Source organism: Fulvivirga sedimenti (assembly GCF_020328055.1).
Window position 1 is genome coordinate 1,331,747 of the sequence record NZ_JAIXNE010000002.1, and the last position, 21,704, is coordinate 1,353,450.

Consider the following 21,704-nt stretch of genomic DNA (forward strand, 5'->3'; position numbering starts at 1 on the left):
TTGAGGGGGGTGAGGGACGTATGGAGAATCGCTCCCTGCCTGCCTGCAATCTACAGGGTTACTTCAGCGTCCACCCGCCATCAATGAGCATGATCTCACCAGTAATGAGGGAAGCGGCTTCCGATGCCAGAAAGACTACTGCGCCTGCCACTTCCATCGGCTTTCCAACCCGCCCGAGTGGAATCCGGTCGACAACGCTCTTACGGAATTCAGGATCATCAAGCCACGGCTTTGTGCCGGGTGTCTCAATAAAAGTAGGCGCCACCGCATTCACCCGGATATTATATTTCGCCCATTCAGACGCCAGGTTCCGCGTGAGATGGTTAATGGCAGCCTTGGTCATGCAATAGATGGATTCGTCATCCAGGGCAATATATCCTGCCTGCGAACTCATATTGATGATGTTGCCGCCGCCCTGTTCTTTCATGATCCTTCCGACCGCCTGTGCGGTAAAGAAATTTCCCTTGATATTCAGGTTGATAGTCTCGTCAAAATCAGATTCGGTAACATCCATGGCTGGATTGGCCGGGGCGATGCCTACATTATTCACCAGGATATCAATCCTTCCAAATTCATGATGCGCGCGGGTAACCGCTGCGTTGATCTGGTCGAGTTGCCCTACATCCATCTGCAGTCGCAGCACATTACGCCCCATTGCGCGAATCTCCTCCTCCACATCTTCACCGCTGTTTATATCACGTAAACCGAGCGCAATATCGGCACCGGCATGCGCTAAGGCTAATGCACACGCCTTCCCCAATCCGCGTGCAGCACCCGTTACCAGGGCTGCCTTTCCGTTCAGATCAAATAGAGGGTATGCCATTGCTTTCAGATCAATGCTTGCTTTCTTATGTTAATCTAACCCTGATTTTGCACTGATGAAGGTTCATCAATATGTTCAGTGTTGCTTTTGCCATTGGAGTTATGCTTGCGGTTAACAAAATACATCTTCATCATTCCCTTGTTCTTCACATGGATTTCTCCTCTGAAAATGCAATCAAAATGATCCTTAACCAACTGATGGGTATTCTCTGAAATATTGATATGACCCGGAAGGGAATTTGATTCCATCCTGGAGGCAATATTCACCGTATCTCCCCAGATATCGTAGGCAAACTTCTTGGTTCCAACAACCCCGGCCACCACAGGTCCGGTATTTATACCAATTCTGACCTCAAAATGCGCTATCTCTTCTTCTTTGGTTTGTTTCATCTCCTCCATGAACTCGGCAATCTCAAACGCAGCCTGGGTGACTTTCAGCGCATGATCTTCCGATGGGAAGGGCAAGCCGCCGGCACACATATAGGCATCCCCAATGGTCTTGATCTTTTCCAGTCCGTATTTTTCAATGATCTCATCAAACTTTGAAAAGTAGAAGTCAACACTTTTTACCAGCTGCTCAGGGGTAAGGTCTTCAGAGTAATAGGTAAAGCCTTTAAAATCGGTGAACAGGACCGTGACCGATTCAAAACGTTTTGCTTTTACGCGCCCGCTTTCCTTAAGCTCCTGGGCTGTTTCTTCAGGAAGGATATTCAATAGAAGGTTGTCTGACCTGTCCTTCTCCTTTTCAATCAGCCTTTTTGTGCGCTGAATAAATTTATTCCGGCGGAAAAGCCCCAGGGCCAGCAAGCTGATCAGAAACAAAGCGCTGGCCACTGCAATTACAATGATCTGTTGAACACGCCTTTTTTGATTGAGCAGATCCACCTCAACTTGTTTTTGAGCAATTTCAAAATTGGCACGTATTTCCGCCATTTCCTTATTTTGAGCAATCTCAAAATTGGCCCGGATATTGGCCATTTCCTGAACAGACGCAATATTATTCACGCTGTCGCGGTAGGCAATATGCTGCTTGTAAAAATCCAGCGACTTACTGTATTCACCTTTCTGTTCGTATAATTCAGAGATTTTTAGCGTAGCCCCGCTGAGCTGATCCTTCAAGCCGTGCTTTTGGGCAATCTCAAGACTTCGCTGGGCATAATTCATTGCGACCGTCCAGTTTCCCTGGTTCAGGTAGATATCCGACATGTAGGTGAGATATACCGATATCGGGTAATAGTTCTGCATGATCTCCATCATGGTTACAGCCCGGTTGATGGTATCCTTGGCCATCTGATCCCTGCCAAGCTGCGCATACGCAATGCCACGGTTACCCAAATTATAGGCCAGACCCTCAGTGTAATTCATCGCCCGAAATACCCGTCCGGATTCGTCAAAAAACATCAGTGCTGAATCCGGCATATCAACAGTGAGGTACTCATCCCCCAAATTTTCAAGTGCGGATGAAAACCCGATTGAATCCTGTATATCCCGCAGCAATCCGATTGCACTTTGGTAGTAGCGCACCGCATTCTGGTGATTTCCCATCATGGAATAAACGTCGGCAATACTTATTTCCGACCGGGCAATACGTTTAACTTTATTCAGTTGTCGTCCGATTCGTGTGGCCTCAAAATAATTCTTAAGTGCTTCCGGTAAATCACTCTTCAGCCTGAGCGCATGCCCTTTATAAATATACCCGTCGCCAAGTCCATCGAGGGAATCCAAACGCTCTGCCGTTTCAATGAGCTCATTGCTGTACTTAAGCATCTTATCCACATCCCCGGCATAGGCCAGTTCCCGAAGCAGAGCAATACGCTCTTCTTCCGGAAAATCCCCCTTTAAATAACGGTCTTCAAGACTATCAGCTTGCTGAAGGATCTGACTGAAAACTGTTATCGGCAAGAAAAGAATACCGAAGAGAAAACTGTACAATATCGGATGTCGGAGGATCAAATCGATTCGCGCCTTAGTTAGGTGCTACAAATATTTTGGGATCAAGATGATACGTACCATTACGCTGAATACCGTTATTTAATACTTTGAAATTCACCACGTATTTCATCGTAAATCCAACGGTACCGGGCTGAACCACGCCAACGACCACTCCCGGGTTTTCGGGTGTATCGTTGAGAACGTTACTGTTAAAGACATTGTCGCCACCCTGATAATTAATTTGTGAGATCAGGACCTGATCATTGGGCGATGAAGATGAAATTCCATGCCAGATCACGATGTCTCCAACATTTACCTGAACGGTGAACTCTCGTACATCCACATCTGCAGGCTGATTTTCAAATGTGCAAAATCTGTATTCATCAGGCTTCGTGATCTCGGCGGTATTCACATATAAATTTATGTGATGTGTTACCTGGCCGAACAGATTTCCCAGGCCAAGAACCATAAATAAGGCAGTCAACAAGTAATTACGCGTCATATTAGTAACAGTGGGTTTGGTTATGGTTGCAGTCAATAGACAAAGTGGTTTGTCCACCTTTGCCACAGGATAAGCTGTTTTTACAGATTACTGGCCAACCTGGGGTGAAGTGGATATACAATATAGCTATTCTTATGTCAGTTTTCAATTTAACTCATAACATTTAAAGTGTACACAAGTTATTTACAGTTTGATCATTAGGGGGTTGAATAATGATAATCCTGTCATATTTCCACCCACTAGCCTAAAAAAACCTGAGGGGCAGTCTTCTGTGCTGAACGAATTTCAGATCTTGAGTAAATTCAGGTATATTAAGATCTTCTCACTAAAGTCTAAAATGCGATTTTTTCTCACTTCTCGCCACTGGGTTCTTTTTATAACCATGGTTGGTATTCCAGCCATCATTTATCTGGCAGGAATGACCTTCTCAATTCTGACTGATAATATGACGGGGATTCTGTATACTTTTCCCTTTGTCATGATATTTTCTGGGCTCATGTTTCTGGGTTGGCTTTGGTCAATTGGCATTGGATTATATCCAAAAATTCCGGAGGCAATCTTTGTGAACAAGCGGCGTTTTCGGCACCTCTTTATTTTTGTCAGCCTCTATATGCTCGCTCTGATTATTTCCTATAATCTGCTATTTGTATTCAATGCAAATCCGCCATTAGACTTCTTCTACAGTACCGGTTTATTGGTTTTTATTCCCATTCACCTGTTTTATGTATTCTGCCTTTTCTATTTACTTTACTATAATGCCAAAACCATTCGCTCCATCGAGCTGAACAAGGAAGCAAAATGGAGTGATTTCACAGGTGAATTCATACTGCTTTGGTTTTGGCCTGTAGGAATTTGGATTTTACAACCCAGAATCAACCGTATCGCAACGACGTTATGAAGTTCACCTGTCGAAACTGGTTTATTCTGCTTCTGGCTTTATGGGGATGCGTACCCGGCGAGAACAACCATTTTATCATGACAGTGAACGGACCGGTCTCAACCGCTGAGATGGGAACAACGCTTATCCATGAACACGTATTGGTCGATTTTATAGGCGCCGATAGTACAGGGTATCGTCGCTGGGATCGGCAGGAAGCGGCGAGAATTATTTTACCCTATCTTCGGGAAGCACAGAAAAAGGGGCTTCAAACTTTTTTCGATTGTACACCGGCGTTCATTGGCAGGGATCCTCGTTTGCTGAAAATGCTGGCAGATTCCACCGGTCTCAATATCGTGACAAACACAGGATTATACGGTGCCGTGGATAATAAATTTTTACCCCTGTATGCCTTTGATGCAACAGCAGAAGACCTCGCCGCACGCTGGATCCGAGAGTTTGAAAAGGGGATTGAAGGAACGGGGATTAAGCCGGGTTTTATTAAGATCGGCGTAAACCCTGGAAGGCTCTCACCCCAGCACCGTAAACTCATTACTGCTGCAGCGATAACACATAAAGCCACCGGACTTACCATCGCGTCCCATACCGGTCCGGCGGAGCCAGCATTTCAACAACTTGAAATTCTAGAAAAAGAGGGAGTCCCCGCCAGTGCTTTCATCTGGGTGCATGCCCAGAATGAACCGGATCCGGCCAGGCATGTCGAAGCAGCACAAAGAGGTGCATGGATAAGTCTTGACGGGTTAACAGAAGATAACCAGCAGGACTATCTGGCGTTGATTCAAAATTTAAAGGAGAACAATCTGCTGGATCATCTGCTTCTCTCCCATGATGCGGGATGGTACAGTCCGGGCGAGTTGAATGGTGGAGAATTTCGAGGCTACACAACACTACTCACCTCATTTCGGGAACGGTTGCTGGCAAACGGATTTTCAGATGATGAATTCGTAAAAATTGTTCAGGAGAACCCTGCAAGGGCGTTTTCATTGATGAAGTCAGCCGAATGATGTCTTTTAACCATTAACGACATCCTCCAGTTCCGGATGAAGATTCGCCATTTTCACCAGGCACAGCTGCACAGGGATCTGAAAATCATCAACACCATGAATTGTTTTTTTAATCTTATCTGTATGACAAAAAAGGGTGTATTTTCTTTTGCTGAACCGATTTTTCATACGGTAATTTTCCATACAGCTCTCCAGGTTCTGAAGCGTTTCTAAAAAGTCATTCAACTTATCTTCATCCACTTCCAGGGATATCCACTTGCTTCTGCCTGGAAAATTTACCGTAAACTGCCGATAACGAAGCGTACCGTCTTCGATGACTACCTTCAGGTGATCACCGAAATAGGTTGAATGCTCATAATCAAACTGGATCATTATTGAAGTTACAGAATTTTAACAGGTGGATACGACCAATAATCCAAAATATTTAGGGAATAAAGTTCGTTGTCTGATATATTTGTAAGCCAATAAATTGACAAGAAACAAATCCATTATATATCTTGTTAAATTCAGACATGAAAATTGAAGAAAGCATCGGTTTCTTTAATCTGGAAAGGGATCATAAAATTGATGAGTTCCAATCAGCCCTTGAAAGTCTGAATAATATTCCGAATTCTTTTTTCGCAATAAACTGGTATTCTTCCAGTGATTATTTATGGATCAGCAAGACTGTTGAAAAAGTGAGTGGATATGATATCCGGAATTTTCAGAAAATGGGTATCATGTTCATCCTGTCTATTACGCCGAAAGAACTGATTGATCCTATTTCCGCACAGCTCACCCGGGAAATTGCCGACCTCGAAAAAGATTTACGGCTGCTCACAAAACCGGTGATAATGGATGTGGATGGTGGTATAACGAGGCCCGATGGTGAACTGGTGAGGCTTAAGTGCCTGACAGCCATCCTGGATCAGGTTTCAGGACCCAAACGCACATATTTTGTTCTGAGTACCTACATTTCCATGAATCATGATAAGGCGCAACTAGAAGTTGCAACGAACGAAGCGAAATCACTGCTGAAAAAAATCCATTCACTGTACATTGAAATGAAACCAAAACGGTTCAAATCCATTGAAGCCATCTGCAGCCTTACTTCCAGGGAGAGGGAAGTAGCAGATTTAATCAGGAATGGAGAAAATTCGAAAGAAATCGCCGGACATCTCAATATTGCCACAAATACGGTTATAAGCCATCGCAAAAATCTGCTCAAAAAACTGGATGTCCGTAATACCGCGGAAATGGTTCATCTGATCAATTCCATCCTGTAGATTCTGATAGCTGATAAAATTCATCTTTTTTAATTTCCGTTGTCATTGTACCCGAATTGGTTCATGTTGATATTTAATAAACTCAAAAGAATTCGACATGAAAAAAATTTCCCTTTTCCTTCTTATCATCATGCTGGGATATGCATCCTGCAATGATGACGACGTTGATCTTTGCCTTCGCGGTGATGGAACTGTAAACGAATATATTCAATCGGTCAGCGCCTTTGATGAGGTCGAACTTTCCGGACCGATAAACCTCAACATTACGCAGGGTGGGGTACAATCAGTGGTGATCCGTGCAGAAAAACAACTTTATGATCCGCTTATCGTGGAAGTTGACAATGGAACTCTCGAGGTTCGGTACCCGCGAAATGTGACCTGCTTTGAAACCAACGTAGGAGTTTGGATTGATATTACGGTTCCCGATCTTGAAAAAGTGGCCATCTCCGGACAAAGCGATATCATTAGTTCGGGAGATATAAACCTTGATAACCTCACACTGGATATTTCCGGAGAGGCATATATCTCTCTCACCGGAGAAGTGAATGAGCTGGCCTTCAATGCATCTGGAAAGCTGGAAGTCGACAATTTCGACCTGGATAATAACATTCAATATATCGTCGTATCAGGCGAAGCAGATATGGATATCCGGTGTGAAATCGAACTGACCCTTGTGATCAGCGGCGCGGCCACCATACGCTATAAAGGCAATCCGCAGATCAGTCAGAATACTTCCGGATCCCTGAACCTCATTGATGCGAATTAATTTTCCTTAGCCGTATCATTTTCGGATTCTATTGAGAGCAGGAAGGCATAAACACGGGCGTCATCCCGGAGGCTGTTCAGTCTCCCGCTGGCGCCGCCGTGCCCTGCTTCCATATCGGTGTACAGGAATATTTTTCCGTCACCCTTGTTATGGTCACGTAGTTTAGCAACCCATTTGGCCGGTTCCCAGTATTGGACCTGGGAATCATGAAGGCCGGTTGTTACCAGCATATTGGGATATTCAGCATCACTGACGTTGTCGTAGGGCGAATAACCCTTGATATATTCATATTGCTCCAGGAGATTGGGATTCCCCCATTCATCGTATTCAAAGGTTGTAAGCGGGATCGATTCATCCAGCATCGTTGTAATGACATCCACAAAGGGGACCTGTGCCACAACACCGTTCCAGAGATCCGGTCGCATATTGGTGATGGCACCCATCAACAAACCACCCGCACTTCCGCCCATGGCATACAAGTGTTCCTGACTGGTATATTTCTCGGCTACCAGGTACTCCCCGCAATCAATGAAATCGGTAAACGTGTTTTTCTTCTTGTACATTTTGCCGTCCTCATACCATTGCCGGCCCAATTCAGACCCTCCCCTGATATGCGCGGTTGCCCAAATCCAGCCGCGATCCAGGAGACTGAGTTTCTGGGAATCAAACCAGGGTTCCATACTGGCGCCATAGGAGCCATACCCATACAGGAGGAGCGGGTTTTTCCCGTCCCGTACCATACCTTTTCTGTACACAATCGATATCGGCACCTTAACACCATCCCTCGCAGTGGCCCAGATTCGATGGGTTTCATAGTTTTCCGGATCAAAATCACCAAGCACCTTCTCCTGTTTCATGATTTTACGTTCCCGGGTTTTCATATTGTAATCATATGTCGTCCACGGCGTGGTCATGGAAGTATACAGGAATCGCAAGGTTTGCGAATTGAATTCCGGGTTAATATCAACGTAAGCGACATATGCCTCCTCATCAAATTCGATATAGTGTTCCGTCCCTTCCTGCAGGTTCATTACTCGAAGTTGGACAAGCCCCTCTTTCCGCTCGCTTACGACGAGATAATTTTTGAAAAGCTCTATATTCTGAAGGAAAACATCCGGCCGGTGCCCGATAACAGTAGTCCAGTTCCTGGGCGCTGTTTGATCCACAGGGGTTTTGAAAAGCTGAAAATTAACGGCATCCTCGTTGGTTAATACGTAAAAATCGCTCCCATAATGATCCAGCGAATACTCAACTCCCCGGGTACGCGGATAAAATTCAAAAAATTCTCCCTGTGGCGTAGCAGTCGATAAATATTTCACATCGGCCGAGGCTGTATTGCCGGCTGCCAGGAAGAAATATTTCCCCGACTTTGATTTATTCAGGTAGATTGAATACGTCTCATCGGTTTCTGTATATTTTTTCAGGTCCTGTCCGGCATCAGTACCTACCTTATGCATATAAACCTCGAAACTCCGAAGTGTCTCGTTGTCAATCCTTGTATATATGAAAGATTTGCTGTCTTCAGCCCAGTCACCACTTGAGAATAATGGAAGCTTTTCTTTCAATATTTCACCTGTCCGAAGGTCCTTAAACATACCCGCATATTTACGACGGCCCACTGTATCCACCGAAAATGCCAGCCAGTTGTTATCCGGACTTACGGCCATATTGCCAACACTGAAAAACTCATGGCTCTTCCCCATTTCGTTGGCATTGAACATAATTTCTTCATCGGCGTCCAGACTACCCTTTTTGCGGCAATAGATGGCATAGTCATCCCCCTCGCCAAAGCGGGTGTAATACCAGTATCCGTTCTCAAAGTAGGGTACCGAACTGTCGTCTTGCTGAATCCTGCCGACCATCTCGTTGAATAGTACATCTTCCATTGAGAGGTCCTCGCCCATGACCTTCTCACGATACTCATTCTCGGCGTTCAGATAACTGATCACTTTCATGGTCTGTGCATCCGGATCTGAAGCATTCCGCTGGTCCTCGGTGAGCTTCATCCAGTAATATTCGTCTACACGCGTGTCCCCCAGGTTCTCCAGCTCCGTCGCTTGCTTCTCTGCATCCGGCGGAGTAATATCTGCCACCTTTTCTTTCGGTTCAGAACAGTTGGTTAAAAAGAAACAAAGGGCAATCAGTACAGGGAGATTGGATTTATACATGGTTCCGGATTTTTGCAATTGAAATTAAGGAATTCTGATCATTAAAAGAACAATGACTTCAAAATATACCTGTTCTAATATAATATTTATAAACTGAAATAATCATTCGAATTTATCAAAATATTAAAATAAAATGCTGTAATAATTAAAATTAATTGGAAAAAACAAGTAACTTATATGTCCAACCTAATTAATCAAACTATATGAAAAGCTTTATGTTAACAGTCGCGGGATTATTCCTGTGCATGATTACCTATTCACAATCAAATATTGTTGAATCCCTCTATCTTTTCCCGAAAATCGGTCAGAGCCAGGCGCTCGAGTCAGCCATTGCAGCACATAACAAGAAGTATCATCCGGCCGGTGACGGCGAGGCGATGCTGCGTTACATCGACTACGGCGAAAAAGCCGGCTGGTATGTATGGGTTTTGAAAGGCACCTATGCCACACTCGATAATCGTCCTACCGATAGCGGCCACGTTTCGGATTGGGCAAAGAATGTCGAGCCAAATATTGCAGAATATGGTTCCACTACGATCTGGCGTCTGAATACGAACTTATCAACCGGTGTGGATATGATGAATTCCGCAACGAAATACCGGGCCTGGTCCATAGAATTTGAAGACGGACAAGGATATCGTTTTGCTCCGCTGATGGAAAAAATGGTGAAGGTGCAAAAAAATATGGGACGAGCATTTGTCATTTATAACAGTGCAGTTCACTTTAAGAACGGACCGGATGTTGCCATCGTATGGCCTTTTGACAAGTATGCTGAATGGGATGAAAATTCAGGAGTAGTCGAAGCTTATGAAAAAGAATACGGCACAGGCAGCTGGGTTGGATTCATGGATGAATGGCGTGCGATTGTAAAGGATTATGATGAAGAGATCAGGAGCAAAATCTGATCAATTGACAGTTTAAAATCTTTTTAAAATAAAAAATCCCGGGTAAATCCGGGATTTTTTTGTTTATCACCAACAGTGTGATTAGTTCTTTGTCACCTGAACATTCAGTGCCAGTTTCACATCGTCACCTACCACTACACCGCCAGCTTCGGTAACCATATTCCACATCAATCCAAATTCTTTACGGTTGATCTTACCGGTTATTTCAAATCCTGCCTTGGTCTGACCGTAGCCATCTACCATAGTTCCGCCAAAGTCAACATCCAGGGTTACTTCTTTCGTGAAATCACGGATGGTCATAGGACCAGTAAGTTTATAGGATCCTCCCACTTTATTCAGTGTTCCGTTGAAAGTGATAGAAGGGTATTTCTCAGCATTGAAGAAGTCATCGCTCTTCAAGTGCGCGTCGCGGTCTGCAACATTGGTATCAATGCTGTTAACGTCAAGAGAGAATGATGCTGAAGCACCATCAAAATCGTCATTTTCAGTTTCAATAGATCCTTCAAATGATTTGAAGGTTCCTGTTACTGTTGAAATTACAAGGTGTTTTACCTTGAATTGCACTTCACTGTGCATGTTGTCAATAGTCCAGGTTGTTTTAGTTAAAGTTTCCATAGTTTCTTATTTAGATGTTCAAACATATATGTTTAAACTCATAAACGCAAGTATATGGGAGATAGTTTCGAAATTTTTAATTTTTTTGTTTGATTTTTCTATCCTGTTCGCAAACCGGGCGGAGGTACCGTCTACGACCCCGGATAGGATTCTCGTCCAAATCCATGTGATTTGGCATGGATCTGGTAACAAGGAGCGTACCTGCGGCTCGCCAAATTTAAAATATATACTTCTCTACAAATGTAGCGTACCGTTGGCACGCGAGTCCACTAGTCATCTCCTGCATGGTTGCAGATTCAGCATCGAGGCGGGCAAAACTCCCTCAGATCGTCATCCCTGCCTCCCCGGTTTACCCACCGGAGGGACAGCGTAGGTGGGCAGGCAGGCGAACTACTGACTACCTGCCTGCCGGCAGGCAGGCTGACTACTGACTACTGACCACTGACTACTGACTACTAACTACACCTGATCACCATCCAAAACTGCCTTCAACCCCTTTGAACGGGCCGACAACATCCTTCGTGATCCATCCGCCATAGAAATTGCCGGGCTGCGGGGTGACTACCTCCCCATCTACGAGACATTTGTCCATTTTATGCGCGTAAAAGGCAAGGTAATTTTTGATCGGACCAAACCTCCCGATCGGATCAGAATAGTACCATGCGGCATCCTGCTCCATCCTGTCGCCAACCTGAACCGAAAAATACCGGCCCCTGCCCTTCCATTCGCAATAAGTTGTGCGATCAGACGGCACCAGGTATTCCATCGCAACATCATCCTGTGGAATATAGTAAACAGGGGGATGACTCGTCTCCAGCACACGGTACGTTCGCGCCGACCGTACCAGAAGCACCCCGTTAAAATAAACTTCGATGGTCTTCGTTACTTCTTCCAGTTTGGGCGGCCTGGGATAATCCCAAACAGATTCCTGTCCGCCCTTGGGTTTTACAGGTTTTGGTCTCATATTTCCAGAACAAACAACTCTAACTGAAGTTTATTATGCCTGCTCATGACAACAGATTCTGGATGCGGATGGCTATCGACCTGGCCAAAGAAGGCAAAACTGCTTTCGGTGCAGTTTTAGTTGATGAGGAAGGTAATTACGTTGGAGCATTCAATACGACCAAACTGCACGGACCAGTCGCACATGCGGAAATCAATGTAATCGGAAAGATGGAGCAACTGGATTATGATATACCCGAAGACCTTACGCTCTATTCTACCGTTGAACCCTGCCCGATGTGTATGGGCGCCATTCTCTGGGCGGGTATCGGTACATTGGTATACGGGGCTTCGATAGCAGATGCCGCCCAGCACGGAAGACAAATACTGATTAAATCCAGCACGGTTGCCGACGCCTCCTGGTATGACATCGAAATTTGTTCGGGAATTGAACGTGAAGCCTGTCTGGATCTTTTTAATCGTTGAAATAAAGGGCTATGCATTTTCCATTACTTCAGGACCTTCTTCTTCTATTTGTTAGTTCGGTTATTGTCGTACTCATTTTTCAGCGGCTTAAACTTCCGGCCGTAATCGGCTTCCTGGCGACCGGCATTATCATTGGTCCCCATGCGCTTTCATTGGTCAAGGCATCCGAAGAAGTGGAAGTGATGTCGGAGATCGGCGTGATCCTCCTCCTGTTTGTAATTGGAATGGAAATGTCGCTGAAACAGTTGGCTGCCATACGCAAAACCGTCATAATCGGTGGCGCAGTTCAGGTAGGCATGACAATAATCGTAACAGGCTTATGCCTGCTGATTCTGGGCATGTCCTGGAACAGCAGTGTCTTTATGGGATTCCTTTTTTCGTTGTCCAGCACGGCCATCGTACTCAAAATTTTTCAGGATCGCAACGAGATTTCCTCCCCGCAAGGCAGAATTGCACTGGGCATCCTGATCTTCCAGGACCTCATTGTGGTTCCGATGATGCTGTTTACTCCTATCCTTGCAGGCAATTCAGAAAATATCGGGATGTCCATCCTGCTGCTCCTGGCTAAATCAGCCGGAGTTATCCTGATCACCCTGTTTCTTGCCAGGTTTCTGGTTCCAAGGCTATTCAACCTGGTCGTTAAAACACGGAACCAGGAATTATTTCTGCTCACCACCATCACATTGTGTTTCGCGGTAGCGTTCCTCACAGCTGAAGCAGGCCTCTCACTGGCACTCGGAGCATTTCTTGCCGGCCTGATCATATCAGAGTCACCCTACAGCCACCAGGCCACTGGCATGATACTGCCTTTCCGTGAATTGTTTACCAGCATTTTCTTCATCTCCATTGGAATGCTGCTGGATGTCGGTTTTTTTATTCAGAACTTAATCATCATCATTCCCGTGGCATTGCTTGTTTTCATTGCCAAGGGCACCATCGCCGGCTTAGCGGCATATGTACTTAAATACCCGTTGCGTACCTGTATTCTGGCCGGCATATCGTTATTTCAGATCGGGGAATTCGCATTTATACTTTCGAGGGAAGGCCTTGCTAATAATCTGATGAGTGAGGTCTCCTACCAGTATTTCCTGGCCATTTCAATACTGACGATGGCCATGACACCATTCGCCATCAACTATTCGGATCGAATCAGTCTTTGGCTTACACGGAGCAAAATTTCCCGCCGGATGAATACCCCCAGGGTCACTTCAGAGACTCCTGAAATACTGAAAAAAGATCACCTGATTATAATTGGGTATGGCATTAACGGCAGGAATGTCGCCCGGGCTGCCAGGCATGCAAATATCCCGTACATGATCCTGGAACTGAATGCGGATACTGTTCGAAAAGAAAAAGCCAACGGAGAGAACATCATGTTTGGAGATGCCGTTCATCCGCACATTCTCCATGAGTTGCACGCAGAAAACGCGCGCGTCATTGTAATCGCAATATCCGACCCCCAGGCAACCAAATCGATAGTATCAAATATTCGTCTTATATGCCACACCACCTATGTGATTGTCAGAACAAGATTCGTTAATGAAATTGATGACCTGCTGCAACTGGGCGCCGATGAAGTAATTCCCGAAGAATTTGAGACCTCTATTGAAATATTCTCACGCGTTATGCACAAATACCTTGTGCCAATCGATGAAGTCCATCTACTCACGGAAACAATCAGAAATGATAACTACCAGTTCCTGTCTCCCCATCACAAGAAACCGGGCAAGATAACTTCTGTCGCCGAATCATTACTGAATATCAAATGCGTGCGTGTAATCGCAGATCACGGACCGATAGTTGGAAAATCCATTGCGGCAGCGGAAATACGCAATAAATATAAAGTCAACATCCTGGGCATATCACGCGATGATGTGATGATTTCCAATATCATCTCAGATGAGGTCATCCGACAGCACGACCTTATCTATTTAAGCGGGGAACCGAAGGACATTGAACTTTTTTACAGGGCGGTGAGTGAATAATCCCGCTATTCGTCCTTCAGGCTGGCCCAGTTTTTATCGGCTTTTTCAATGTTTGTCTTTCGGTCTTCATTCCATTCCTTCTGAACTCCGAGGTCATAATTCAGGTAGAGCGTCCCATTTACAATAGCCCAGGCCTCCGGCTCTGTCTTTACCTTATACCCGCCGGCTACACCGAAAGCACAATACCCGCCATATGCCGGGGCATATTTCTCAGGGTTTTCCAGGAATTGTTCCTTATGTTCCTGCGACGCGAAATACCAGGTCGCATTATTCCACACCAGCTTAAACTGCTCTTTGCCCTTCACCGGCTTCGATTCTGTAAAATAGGCGACCGGATCATATCCTTTGATCGCCCCCGCCTTGGTCTGAAATATCTCCTGTCCGAATACCAGGTTCACACACAGTAGCAATAAAATGCCAATACCAAATTTCCTCATTTTGCTTTTTCTTTTCTGAATTGTACGGATACAGGAGTTCCGGGATTGTCAAATTCATCATTAACAACCCTGATGTCTTCCTCAGGACAATTTTTTCTATTTGCCCAGAGTAAAACTGACGGTCAGGGACGGAACCGAACCCATCACACCCACATTTTCCAGGGAGGGTATTTGACGAAATTCCAATGACAGTCCGTACTTCTGATTGATTTTCTTTGCCGATATAACCCCGTCGACTATTGCCGTCACCCAAATTCCAAACATAATTACTCCTCCAACTACTGCCGTTGTACTGCTTCCGGATTCATTGTAAATCGAATCATAATTATAATCTGAAAGCACCATAATGGCACTCCCCACAAATACGCCCATGAAAATTACTCCTTTAACCGTTTGCTGATTATAAAGCTGTCCAGCGCCGGGAATTAGTGCGGACAAAATACCTGCAAGTACAGGTTCCCGATAGCGCATTTCCCGCGTTTTAACTGTCTGATCCATTCCGGGAATATGATCTGTTTCCTGAGCTTCCAGCCCAAAAAACACACTGATTAAAACCAGTGTCATAAAACAAGTTTTCATTTTTTTTTAAAAGTTATGGACTCCGCAAAAAATCGACTAACACAAAACTGGCTTGTTTTAATAATTTTCTGACAGCAATAAAGAGGTTTGCCCATTCAACAGTCTCCAGCCCGCCGGACGCCGAACAATTGTTCCGGATTCAATCATCCGAACATCAAACACATTGCCCGAAGTATCCCTGGAAACGCTGTGAACAATACCATGAAAGTTTGCTGCCTCTTCCGAGAGTGGAAAGATCATCAGAGACTCCCATTCGAGCTCCATCGATTCCATGGCAGGTGCATTCTGCACAAGAATTGCTTTAACTGAATCATAATCAAGAGCACTATTATAACCAGGTGGAATCCAGAAGAACTGTTTCGATGAATCGAGATAATCAAACTCTGCCATGAGTCCGCCCGTTGCCATGGCATCATGATATTCATGCAGCATTTGCATAACCTCTCCCGAAACAAGTGCCGGATCAAATGATTGCCTCGGACTCCCGCAAAAGGAGAACAGCATTGCGGCCGGAATGATCAGGAATCTTATCATGACCCTCAAGATACGAATATTCACACTATGCGGCAGGTGAACCCTTGGCTCCCGTTTCCTGCTTCGGCATCGCATCAGCCGGATAGACTGTGATGAGCGCTGCAATGATCACAAGGTTTTTAATGATATACTGGCCGGTCAGCGTTAATGCCGGTGTGGCCGACTGGAATGATACTTCCGGGAAAAAGATCAGTGGTGTAAACGTACAAACCATATGTGCCAGTGCCAGGTAAATCACCCATTTCCGCCGATACGTAAGGAGGAATAAAATGCCCAATCCGGTTTCCCAGACAGCCAGCATCAAATAAGAGACCTGGTCCGGAATAAAACCCATCGTGAGCATATGAATAGTGTTCTTGGCAAGGCCTTCTGCCGGACTGGTACCGGGGAAAAATTTCAGAAAACCAAACCATAAGTAAACAATACCAATACAGACCGACAAGATCTGTACATTCTTCATCTGAGCCTTCCTGATCATATATCTCCCTTCTCTGAATTCTTGAAATGACCGACAATATAGGATTACTAAAAAATACAATACCTGATCTTTGTCATAGTCAGTCACTCGAATTGATCATTTCACATCCATCACCATTTAATAAAGAAAAATTTCCCTCAACGTAAGATTTGACTGAATTATGTGTTGAAACAACTATTCCTGGTTGGTTAAATTGCCCGCTCTAAACAATCATGGGATATGAAAGAATATTATCAGGACGACTCGGCTCGTATTTATTATGACAGGGAATTGAATGCCCTTTTTCTTGAATATACCGGTCGGGTTAAAAATGAAGAGCATTTTATTCAGATCAATACCGCAGTTCTGAATGCATTTCGGGAACTGGATACGCATAAATTTGTAGCCGATATCCGTAAAATGGGTGTTATAAGTCTGAATTCACAGCGCTGGGTAGTGGATGTTCTTCTGCCCGGAATGATGGATCACCTGAAAGGTAAAAAGTTGTATCATGCCCAGTTGCTGGATCCATCCGAGGTCTTTTCCAAAGTTTCAGCCGGGAACATCAGGAATAAATCCACCACCGTGGATACTGGTTTCGAGGTACACCAGTTTTCAGATGAATCTGTCCTGCGGGAACAACTGGCGGCGAATGCATAGGTTCAGCACAAAATCTGACTGATTTACAGGAGCAAAAATTAGCCGGTTCCGGAAAGATCATAAAAACATGCCGATCCGGTGCAACCTTTTGAGTTGAATGCAGTCTTATACTTATAAGGCACTCGTGCTGTAGTACAGGTCAAACAACTCAACAACAACTGCATGTTACGCAATTTCATCCTGGTTGCTCTTCGGAACCTCCGTAAGAACCGTCTTTATTCCTTTATAAATATTACAGGCCTCACGATTGGCATCGCCTGCAGCGTACTGATCCTTCTATGGGTTGATCATGAAAGTTCCTACGATGATTTCATTCCCAAGGCCGACAGGCTCAACCAGGTATGGATCAACGCAGAATACAGCGGTACCATCAATAGCTGGACCTCCGTCCCGCTTCCATTGTATGAGGCCATCAAGGATGCCGACGTACGTATTGTAAATTCAGTCGTTACCGATTGGGGATATGATCACCTGGTCACAGTCGGGGAAAAGAAAATCACCAACCGCGGATTCTATGTGAGCGAAGAATTCCTGGAGATGTTTGAATTTCCGTTGCTCAAAGGAGACCCGTCCAGCGCGCTGGACGAACCTACCTCCATCGTTCTTTCAGAATCATTGGCCAAATCGCTTTTTGGCGACGAAGATCCTATCAATAAAATTGTCCGTCTGGATGATGAGGCTGATCTTCAGGTAACAGCTGTTCTGAAGGACGTTCCATCCAATTCAAGTTTCGAATTTGACATGCTGATCCCCTGGTCCTATCGTGAACAGTCCAATGAATGGGTACGGGATAATATGGACAACTGGGGAAATAATTCCTTCCAGGTTTTTGTTGAGCTGGACGATGCTGCAAACCATGCTGTTGCCGAAGCGAATATTGCCAACATCATCAACGAACACATGGAAGAAGGCGATTTCGAGCGTTTCCTGTTTCTGTACCCCATGCCACGCTGGAGGTTATATTCAAGTTTTGAAGAAGGTGTTGAATCCGGGGGAATCATCGAATATGTTCGCCTGTTTACTATTATCGCCATTTTCATACTGGTAATTGCCTGTATAAATTTCATGAACCTTTCAACAGCCAGGTCGCAGAACCGCGCGAAAGAGGTCGGGATCAGAAAAAGTATTGGCTCGGGGAAAACTGAACTGATCATACAGTTTCTCGGGGAATCCATCATCATTGCAACCATTGCTTTTATCCTGGCAATGGGCATTGTAATACTGGCTCTTCCCTACTTCAATACGCTCGTTGAAAAAGAACTGGTTCTGAATTATACCTCTGGAAAATTCTGGTTATGGTCGCTGGCACTTGTGCTCATCACCGGAATCGTTGCAGGAAGTTACCCTGCCTTCTACCTGTCGGCATTTAATCCGGTACGAACCCTTAAGGGGTCCATCAAAGTCGGAAAAAATGCAAGCTTGCCAAGGAAAGTATTGGTGGTAATACAATTCGGTGTAGCAATCATCCTGATGGTGGGCACCGTAGTCATTTTTCAGCAGATCGATACGGTACGAAGCCGGCAGCTCGGCTATGATCAGGAAAAACTGATCACCATGGAATATACTGAGGAATTGAGGGAAAAGTACGACGTATTTAAAAACGAACTGCTGCGTTCGGGGGCCGTGGAATCCATGACACGCTCCAACAGTGCCGTTACCCAGGTAACATCCAATAACTTCCTGGGATGGCCCGGTAAACCGGAAGAAGAGCGTATCATCTTCAGTACGCTTACCACAGAATACGATTACACCAAAACCATGGGGATCAAACTACTGCACGGACGGGATTTTTCAAAGGATTTTAAAAGCGACACCACGGCGATGATTGTAAATAAAGCAGCGCTGGATATCATGGAACTCGAGGACCCCATTGGCACCGAACTGGATTTGTGGGGGGATAAATATACATTGATCGGAGTGGTGGAAGATGTGCTCATGGAATCATTGTACCGGGATGTTAAACCTATGTTCATGGTGCTGCAGGACTGGGGCGGTGTGATCACCCTTCGGCTAAACCGCAACCAGGATGTCCAAACATCCCTTAACCAGGTTGAAGAGGTTTATTCCAGCCTCAATCCGGCCTACCCGTTTGATTATACCTTCGTAGACGTAGAATACGAAAAGAAATTCACCTACATTAAATTGACGCATACACTGGCGATTATTTTCGCTTCACTGGCTGCAATCATCACAGGGTTGGGAATTTTCGGACTTGCCTCCTTTATGGCAGAACAGCGAACAAAAGAAATTGGAATCCGGAAGGTACTCGGGGCATCGGTGACGAGCCTGGTTGGATTAATGTCGAAGGATTTTACCTGGTTGGTACTTATTTCCTTTGCCATCGCGACACCCATGGCCTGGTATCTTCTGGACCAATATCTTGAGCAATATGAGATCAGGACAGCATTGCATTGGTGGGTTTTCCCAATGGCAGGCATTACCGCGCTGGGTTTTGCCTTACTGATAGTATCAAATCAGGCACGACGAGCCGCACAGACAAATCCCGTGAATGCGCTGAGAAGCGAATAGGATCTCGCAAAACTTGTTAAGTTGTGTTCTTTCTCTATATTGAGAAAACAATCTTATCATTTGATCAATCAGCCGAAAGAAGACCTCAAACGGGAAATTACACTCTGGGGGTTAAGTGCAAATCTTGTAAATATCATGATAGGTGCCGGCATCTTTGTTTTGCCGGCCCTGGTTGCAGCGAAATTAGGAACTGCCAGCATCCTGGCATACTTTGTTTGCGGGTTACTCGTGAGCCTTGTCATGCTCTGCTTCGCCGAAGCCGGAAGCCGGGTAACTGAAACCGGGGGACCGTATTCCTATATTGAAGAAGCCTTCGGAAAATATGCCGGCTTCCTGGCCGCCAATTTCTTCCTGCTTTCCGCTTTGTTTTCTGATGGCGCTGTATCCAATGCAGTTGTTGATATTTTAAAAACCTTCTTCCCGATACTCGATCAATGGATTTACAGAACGCTGGTTATGTTCATGATTTTTGGCGGACTCACACTGATAAATGTCCTGGGAATAAAGCAGGGCATCGGCCTGGTAAAATTTATTACGCTGGTGAAATTAATTCCGATCCTTGTTCTCATTGTAATGGGCTGGACGGAAGTAGATCCTGCTAACCTCGCATGGGAAGAAACACCGGAATTTTCAAATCTCCTCCAGACTTCCCTCCTGTTATTCTTTGCTTTTCAGGGTGCAGAATCCGGACTTACTGTAAGCGGAGAGGTTAAAAATCCATCCAGGATCATTCCAAGAGCAATATTTGTTGCCATTTTTGGCGTGTTGTTTATCTATGTGATGATCCAGGTGGTATCGCAGGGGGTATTAGGCGATACCCTTGGCGACTACACAGAAAGTCCGCTGGCCGAAGTCGCCGGCAGGATATTCGGGCCCTGGGGGTTCACTTTCCTGACTATCGCCGCAGCTATATCCATGTTCGGTACCATGTCCAGCGAAATTCTAAGCCTGCCCCGAATGCTTTACGGCGCAGCACGCGATAACATCATTCCTCCAAAAAGTTTATCTAAAATTCACCCGAAATATAAAACCCCCTACATCGCCATCATCGTCTATGCCGGCACAGGATTTATCCTGTCCATCGTAGGTAACTTTAAGTATCTCGCGGTCATGTCAAGTTCGTTTATTCTTCTTCTCTACCTGGGCGTAGTATTATCAATTTTCAATTTGCGAAAAACAACCTCCGCAGGAAAAGGTGTATTTGTAATTCCTGGCGGATATACTGTACCCGTCGCCGCCGCCGTAGTGGTTATCATACTTTTATTCGGATTGAACCAGAATGAACTACTGGGGGGTCTGGTTTCTATAGCCATTCTTTCCGTTGTATTTCTGCTCACTAAAAAATTGAGATCATCCGATTAATCCATTCCCTGAATTCTGATGCTCATTTTTACGAAAGTGTACACCTGTTTTGTTCATTTTCGTACAGTTTCCGATGGCCGAAAAATGCTAATCGCCTGATTTAGTGCGTGTTAACTTATTGGCACCACCCTTGCCATTTAACAGACAGGTCAACAAAGGTCAAAAACTCAAAATAATTACAACAACAACAAAGAAGGTCAAAAACTCAAAATACAACAATCATGAAACTCTTATTTTCAACCCTGATAACATTTGCTTTGATCGTCAACACTGAACGCCCCGCGTCTGTGGAACCCGAAGCCTCTACCATCGCTCATTTCGTTCCTGCTACTGAAGCCAGCTTCGGTTACGCAAGTCCTTACTACCTCGATATCGATCGTGACGGTAAAAACGATTTCGTTTTCCAAACCGTATCGGTAGGTCTTGAAGGAAGTGTACACACCAAATACATCATCCAGGCATTGCAGGATCACCAGGTAATGGATATTGCCGGAAGTGCCGCCATCACTGAAAAAGGTGAAAACATCTCCATGGATATGCCACGCGGTAATGTTCGCTGGAGCGAGGCACACGGTGAGATCATCGAATCGGTTTATAACGGTGAGTCCCTCAACTGGAATGGAACCTGGTCTGGTGACCGTGCCCAGTACCTCGGCGTGAAACTTGTGAAAGATGGAAAATCATACCTCGGATGGGTACGTGTGGAACTCAACCCCGAAACTGAAAAAGCATTCGTAAAAGAATACGCCATCAACAGAACACCCAACGCGAATATCGCATCAGGTGACATGTAACAGAACTTTTGAGGTTAGTAAACAGATACAGAAATTATTCCCTCAACAATAAAAAAAGCCCC

The 21,704-nt window shown here is 45.0% G+C and carries 22 protein-coding genes; 11 read left to right on the plus strand and 11 right to left on the minus strand.

Annotated features, from left to right (window positions below):
• Window positions 1–58 precede the first annotated feature (58 nt).
• From LDX50_RS12155 to LDX50_RS12165, 3 genes are all read right to left on the minus strand, one after another.
• Window positions 59–823, minus strand: a complete 765-nt coding sequence (locus LDX50_RS12155) for an SDR family NAD(P)-dependent oxidoreductase (RefSeq protein ID WP_225698719.1) — start codon at window positions 821–823, stop codon at window positions 59–61.
• A gap of 35 nt (window positions 824–858) precedes the next feature.
• Entirely contained in the window at window positions 859–2,724 is a 1,866-nt protein-coding gene (locus LDX50_RS12160) for an adenylate/guanylate cyclase domain-containing protein (RefSeq protein WP_225698720.1), read from the minus strand.
• Window positions 2,725–2,788: 64 nt separating this feature from the next.
• Window positions 2,789–3,256, minus strand: coding sequence for an inclusion body family protein (locus tag LDX50_RS12165; RefSeq protein ID WP_225698721.1), 468 nt, complete (start codon window positions 3,254–3,256; stop codon window positions 2,789–2,791).
• A gap of 292 nt (window positions 3,257–3,548) precedes the next feature.
• Here LDX50_RS12165 and LDX50_RS12170 point away from each other — a divergent pair, with 292 nt between their 5' ends.
• Window positions 3,549–4,154, plus strand: a complete 606-nt coding sequence (locus tag LDX50_RS12170; RefSeq protein ID WP_225698722.1) for a hypothetical protein — start codon at window positions 3,549–3,551, stop codon at window positions 4,152–4,154.
• The gene (locus tag LDX50_RS12175) at window positions 4,151–5,158 is read left to right on the plus strand and encodes a phosphotriesterase family protein (RefSeq protein WP_225698723.1); all 1,008 of its coding nucleotides are present in this window, start codon (window positions 4,151–4,153) and stop codon (window positions 5,156–5,158) included. The genes LDX50_RS12170 and LDX50_RS12175 overlap by 4 nt, the downstream gene beginning before the upstream one ends.
• 6 nt (window positions 5,159–5,164) lie before the next feature.
• On the opposite strand, the gene LDX50_RS12180 is transcribed toward LDX50_RS12175, so the two are convergent.
• A complete protein-coding gene (locus LDX50_RS12180) occupies window positions 5,165–5,530 on the minus strand; it encodes a hypothetical protein (protein WP_225698724.1) in 366 nt (121 codons plus the stop codon).
• 140 nt (window positions 5,531–5,670) lie between these two features.
• Between LDX50_RS12180 and LDX50_RS12185 the strand changes: the two genes are divergently transcribed.
• Together LDX50_RS12185 and LDX50_RS12190 are read left to right on the plus strand one after the other, a co-directional pair.
• Complete coding sequence (locus tag LDX50_RS12185) at window positions 5,671–6,423, plus strand: helix-turn-helix domain-containing protein (RefSeq protein WP_225698725.1); 753 nt, start codon at window positions 5,671–5,673, stop codon at window positions 6,421–6,423.
• Between the two features lie 97 nt (window positions 6,424–6,520).
• Window positions 6,521–7,189 (plus strand): head GIN domain-containing protein, encoded by a 669-nt coding sequence (locus LDX50_RS12190; protein ID WP_225698726.1) that lies wholly within the window; start codon window positions 6,521–6,523, stop codon window positions 7,187–7,189.
• Here LDX50_RS12190 and LDX50_RS12195 read toward each other — a convergent pair.
• A complete protein-coding gene (locus tag LDX50_RS12195; RefSeq protein WP_225698727.1) occupies window positions 7,186–9,357 on the minus strand; it encodes a S9 family peptidase in 2,172 nt (723 codons plus the stop codon). The two genes, LDX50_RS12190 and LDX50_RS12195, sit on opposite strands and share 4 nt — an antisense overlap.
• A 203-nt stretch (window positions 9,358–9,560) precedes the next feature.
• Between LDX50_RS12195 and LDX50_RS12200 the strand changes: the two genes are divergently transcribed.
• Window positions 9,561–10,262, plus strand: a complete 702-nt coding sequence (locus LDX50_RS12200) for a hypothetical protein (RefSeq protein ID WP_225698728.1) — start codon at window positions 9,561–9,563, stop codon at window positions 10,260–10,262.
• 81 nt (window positions 10,263–10,343) lie between these two features.
• Here LDX50_RS12200 and LDX50_RS12205 read toward each other — a convergent pair whose 3' ends face one another.
• Complete coding sequence (locus LDX50_RS12205) at window positions 10,344–10,877, minus strand: YceI family protein (RefSeq protein WP_225698729.1); 534 nt, start codon at window positions 10,875–10,877, stop codon at window positions 10,344–10,346.
• A 469-nt stretch (window positions 10,878–11,346) separates the two neighbouring features.
• A complete protein-coding gene (locus LDX50_RS12210) occupies window positions 11,347–11,841 on the minus strand; it encodes a DUF427 domain-containing protein (RefSeq protein ID WP_225698730.1) in 495 nt (164 codons plus the stop codon).
• A gap of 35 nt (window positions 11,842–11,876) precedes the next feature.
• On the opposite strand from LDX50_RS12210, the gene LDX50_RS12215 reads away from it, so the two are divergent.
• Together LDX50_RS12215 and LDX50_RS12220 are read left to right on the plus strand one after the other, a co-directional pair.
• Window positions 11,877–12,305, plus strand: a complete 429-nt coding sequence (locus tag LDX50_RS12215; RefSeq protein WP_225698731.1) for a nucleoside deaminase — start codon at window positions 11,877–11,879, stop codon at window positions 12,303–12,305.
• A gap of 11 nt (window positions 12,306–12,316) precedes the next feature.
• Entirely contained in the window at window positions 12,317–14,290 is a 1,974-nt protein-coding gene (locus LDX50_RS12220) for a monovalent cation:proton antiporter family protein (RefSeq protein ID WP_225698732.1), read from the plus strand.
• Between the two features lie 5 nt (window positions 14,291–14,295).
• On the opposite strand, the gene LDX50_RS12225 is transcribed toward LDX50_RS12220, so the two are convergent.
• From LDX50_RS12225 to LDX50_RS12240, 4 genes are all read right to left on the minus strand, one after another.
• Entirely contained in the window at window positions 14,296–14,727 is a 432-nt protein-coding gene (locus LDX50_RS12225) for a YHS domain-containing (seleno)protein (RefSeq protein ID WP_225698733.1), read from the minus strand.
• Window positions 14,728–14,823: 96 nt separating this feature from the next.
• A complete protein-coding gene (locus LDX50_RS12230) occupies window positions 14,824–15,291 on the minus strand; it encodes a DUF5683 domain-containing protein (protein WP_225698734.1) in 468 nt (155 codons plus the stop codon).
• A gap of 72 nt (window positions 15,292–15,363) precedes the next feature.
• The gene (locus LDX50_RS12235; RefSeq protein ID WP_225698735.1) at window positions 15,364–15,840 is read right to left on the minus strand and encodes a hypothetical protein; all 477 of its coding nucleotides are present in this window, start codon (window positions 15,838–15,840) and stop codon (window positions 15,364–15,366) included.
• A gap of 25 nt (window positions 15,841–15,865) precedes the next feature.
• Window positions 15,866–16,318: a doxx family protein gene (locus tag LDX50_RS12240; RefSeq protein ID WP_225698736.1), complete on the minus strand. Its 453-nt coding sequence runs from the start codon at window positions 16,316–16,318 to the stop codon at window positions 15,866–15,868.
• A gap of 219 nt (window positions 16,319–16,537) precedes the next feature.
• Here LDX50_RS12240 and LDX50_RS12245 point away from each other — a divergent pair, with 219 nt between their 5' ends.
• The 4 genes from LDX50_RS12245 to LDX50_RS12260 all read left to right on the plus strand — a co-directional run bounded on the left by LDX50_RS12245 (window position 16,538) and on the right by LDX50_RS12260 (window position 21,642).
• Window positions 16,538–16,957: a hypothetical protein gene (locus tag LDX50_RS12245; RefSeq protein WP_225698737.1), complete on the plus strand. Its 420-nt coding sequence runs from the start codon at window positions 16,538–16,540 to the stop codon at window positions 16,955–16,957.
• Between the two features lie 162 nt (window positions 16,958–17,119).
• The gene (locus LDX50_RS12250) at window positions 17,120–19,486 is read left to right on the plus strand and encodes an ABC transporter permease (RefSeq protein WP_225698738.1); all 2,367 of its coding nucleotides are present in this window, start codon (window positions 17,120–17,122) and stop codon (window positions 19,484–19,486) included.
• A gap of 39 nt (window positions 19,487–19,525) precedes the next feature.
• Window positions 19,526–20,848, plus strand: a complete 1,323-nt coding sequence (locus LDX50_RS12255) for an APC family permease (protein ID WP_225698739.1) — start codon at window positions 19,526–19,528, stop codon at window positions 20,846–20,848.
• Between the two features lie 221 nt (window positions 20,849–21,069).
• Window positions 21,070–21,642 (plus strand): hypothetical protein, encoded by a 573-nt coding sequence (locus LDX50_RS12260; protein WP_225698740.1) that lies wholly within the window; start codon window positions 21,070–21,072, stop codon window positions 21,640–21,642.
• The last annotated feature ends 62 nt before the right edge of the window (window positions 21,643–21,704 follow it).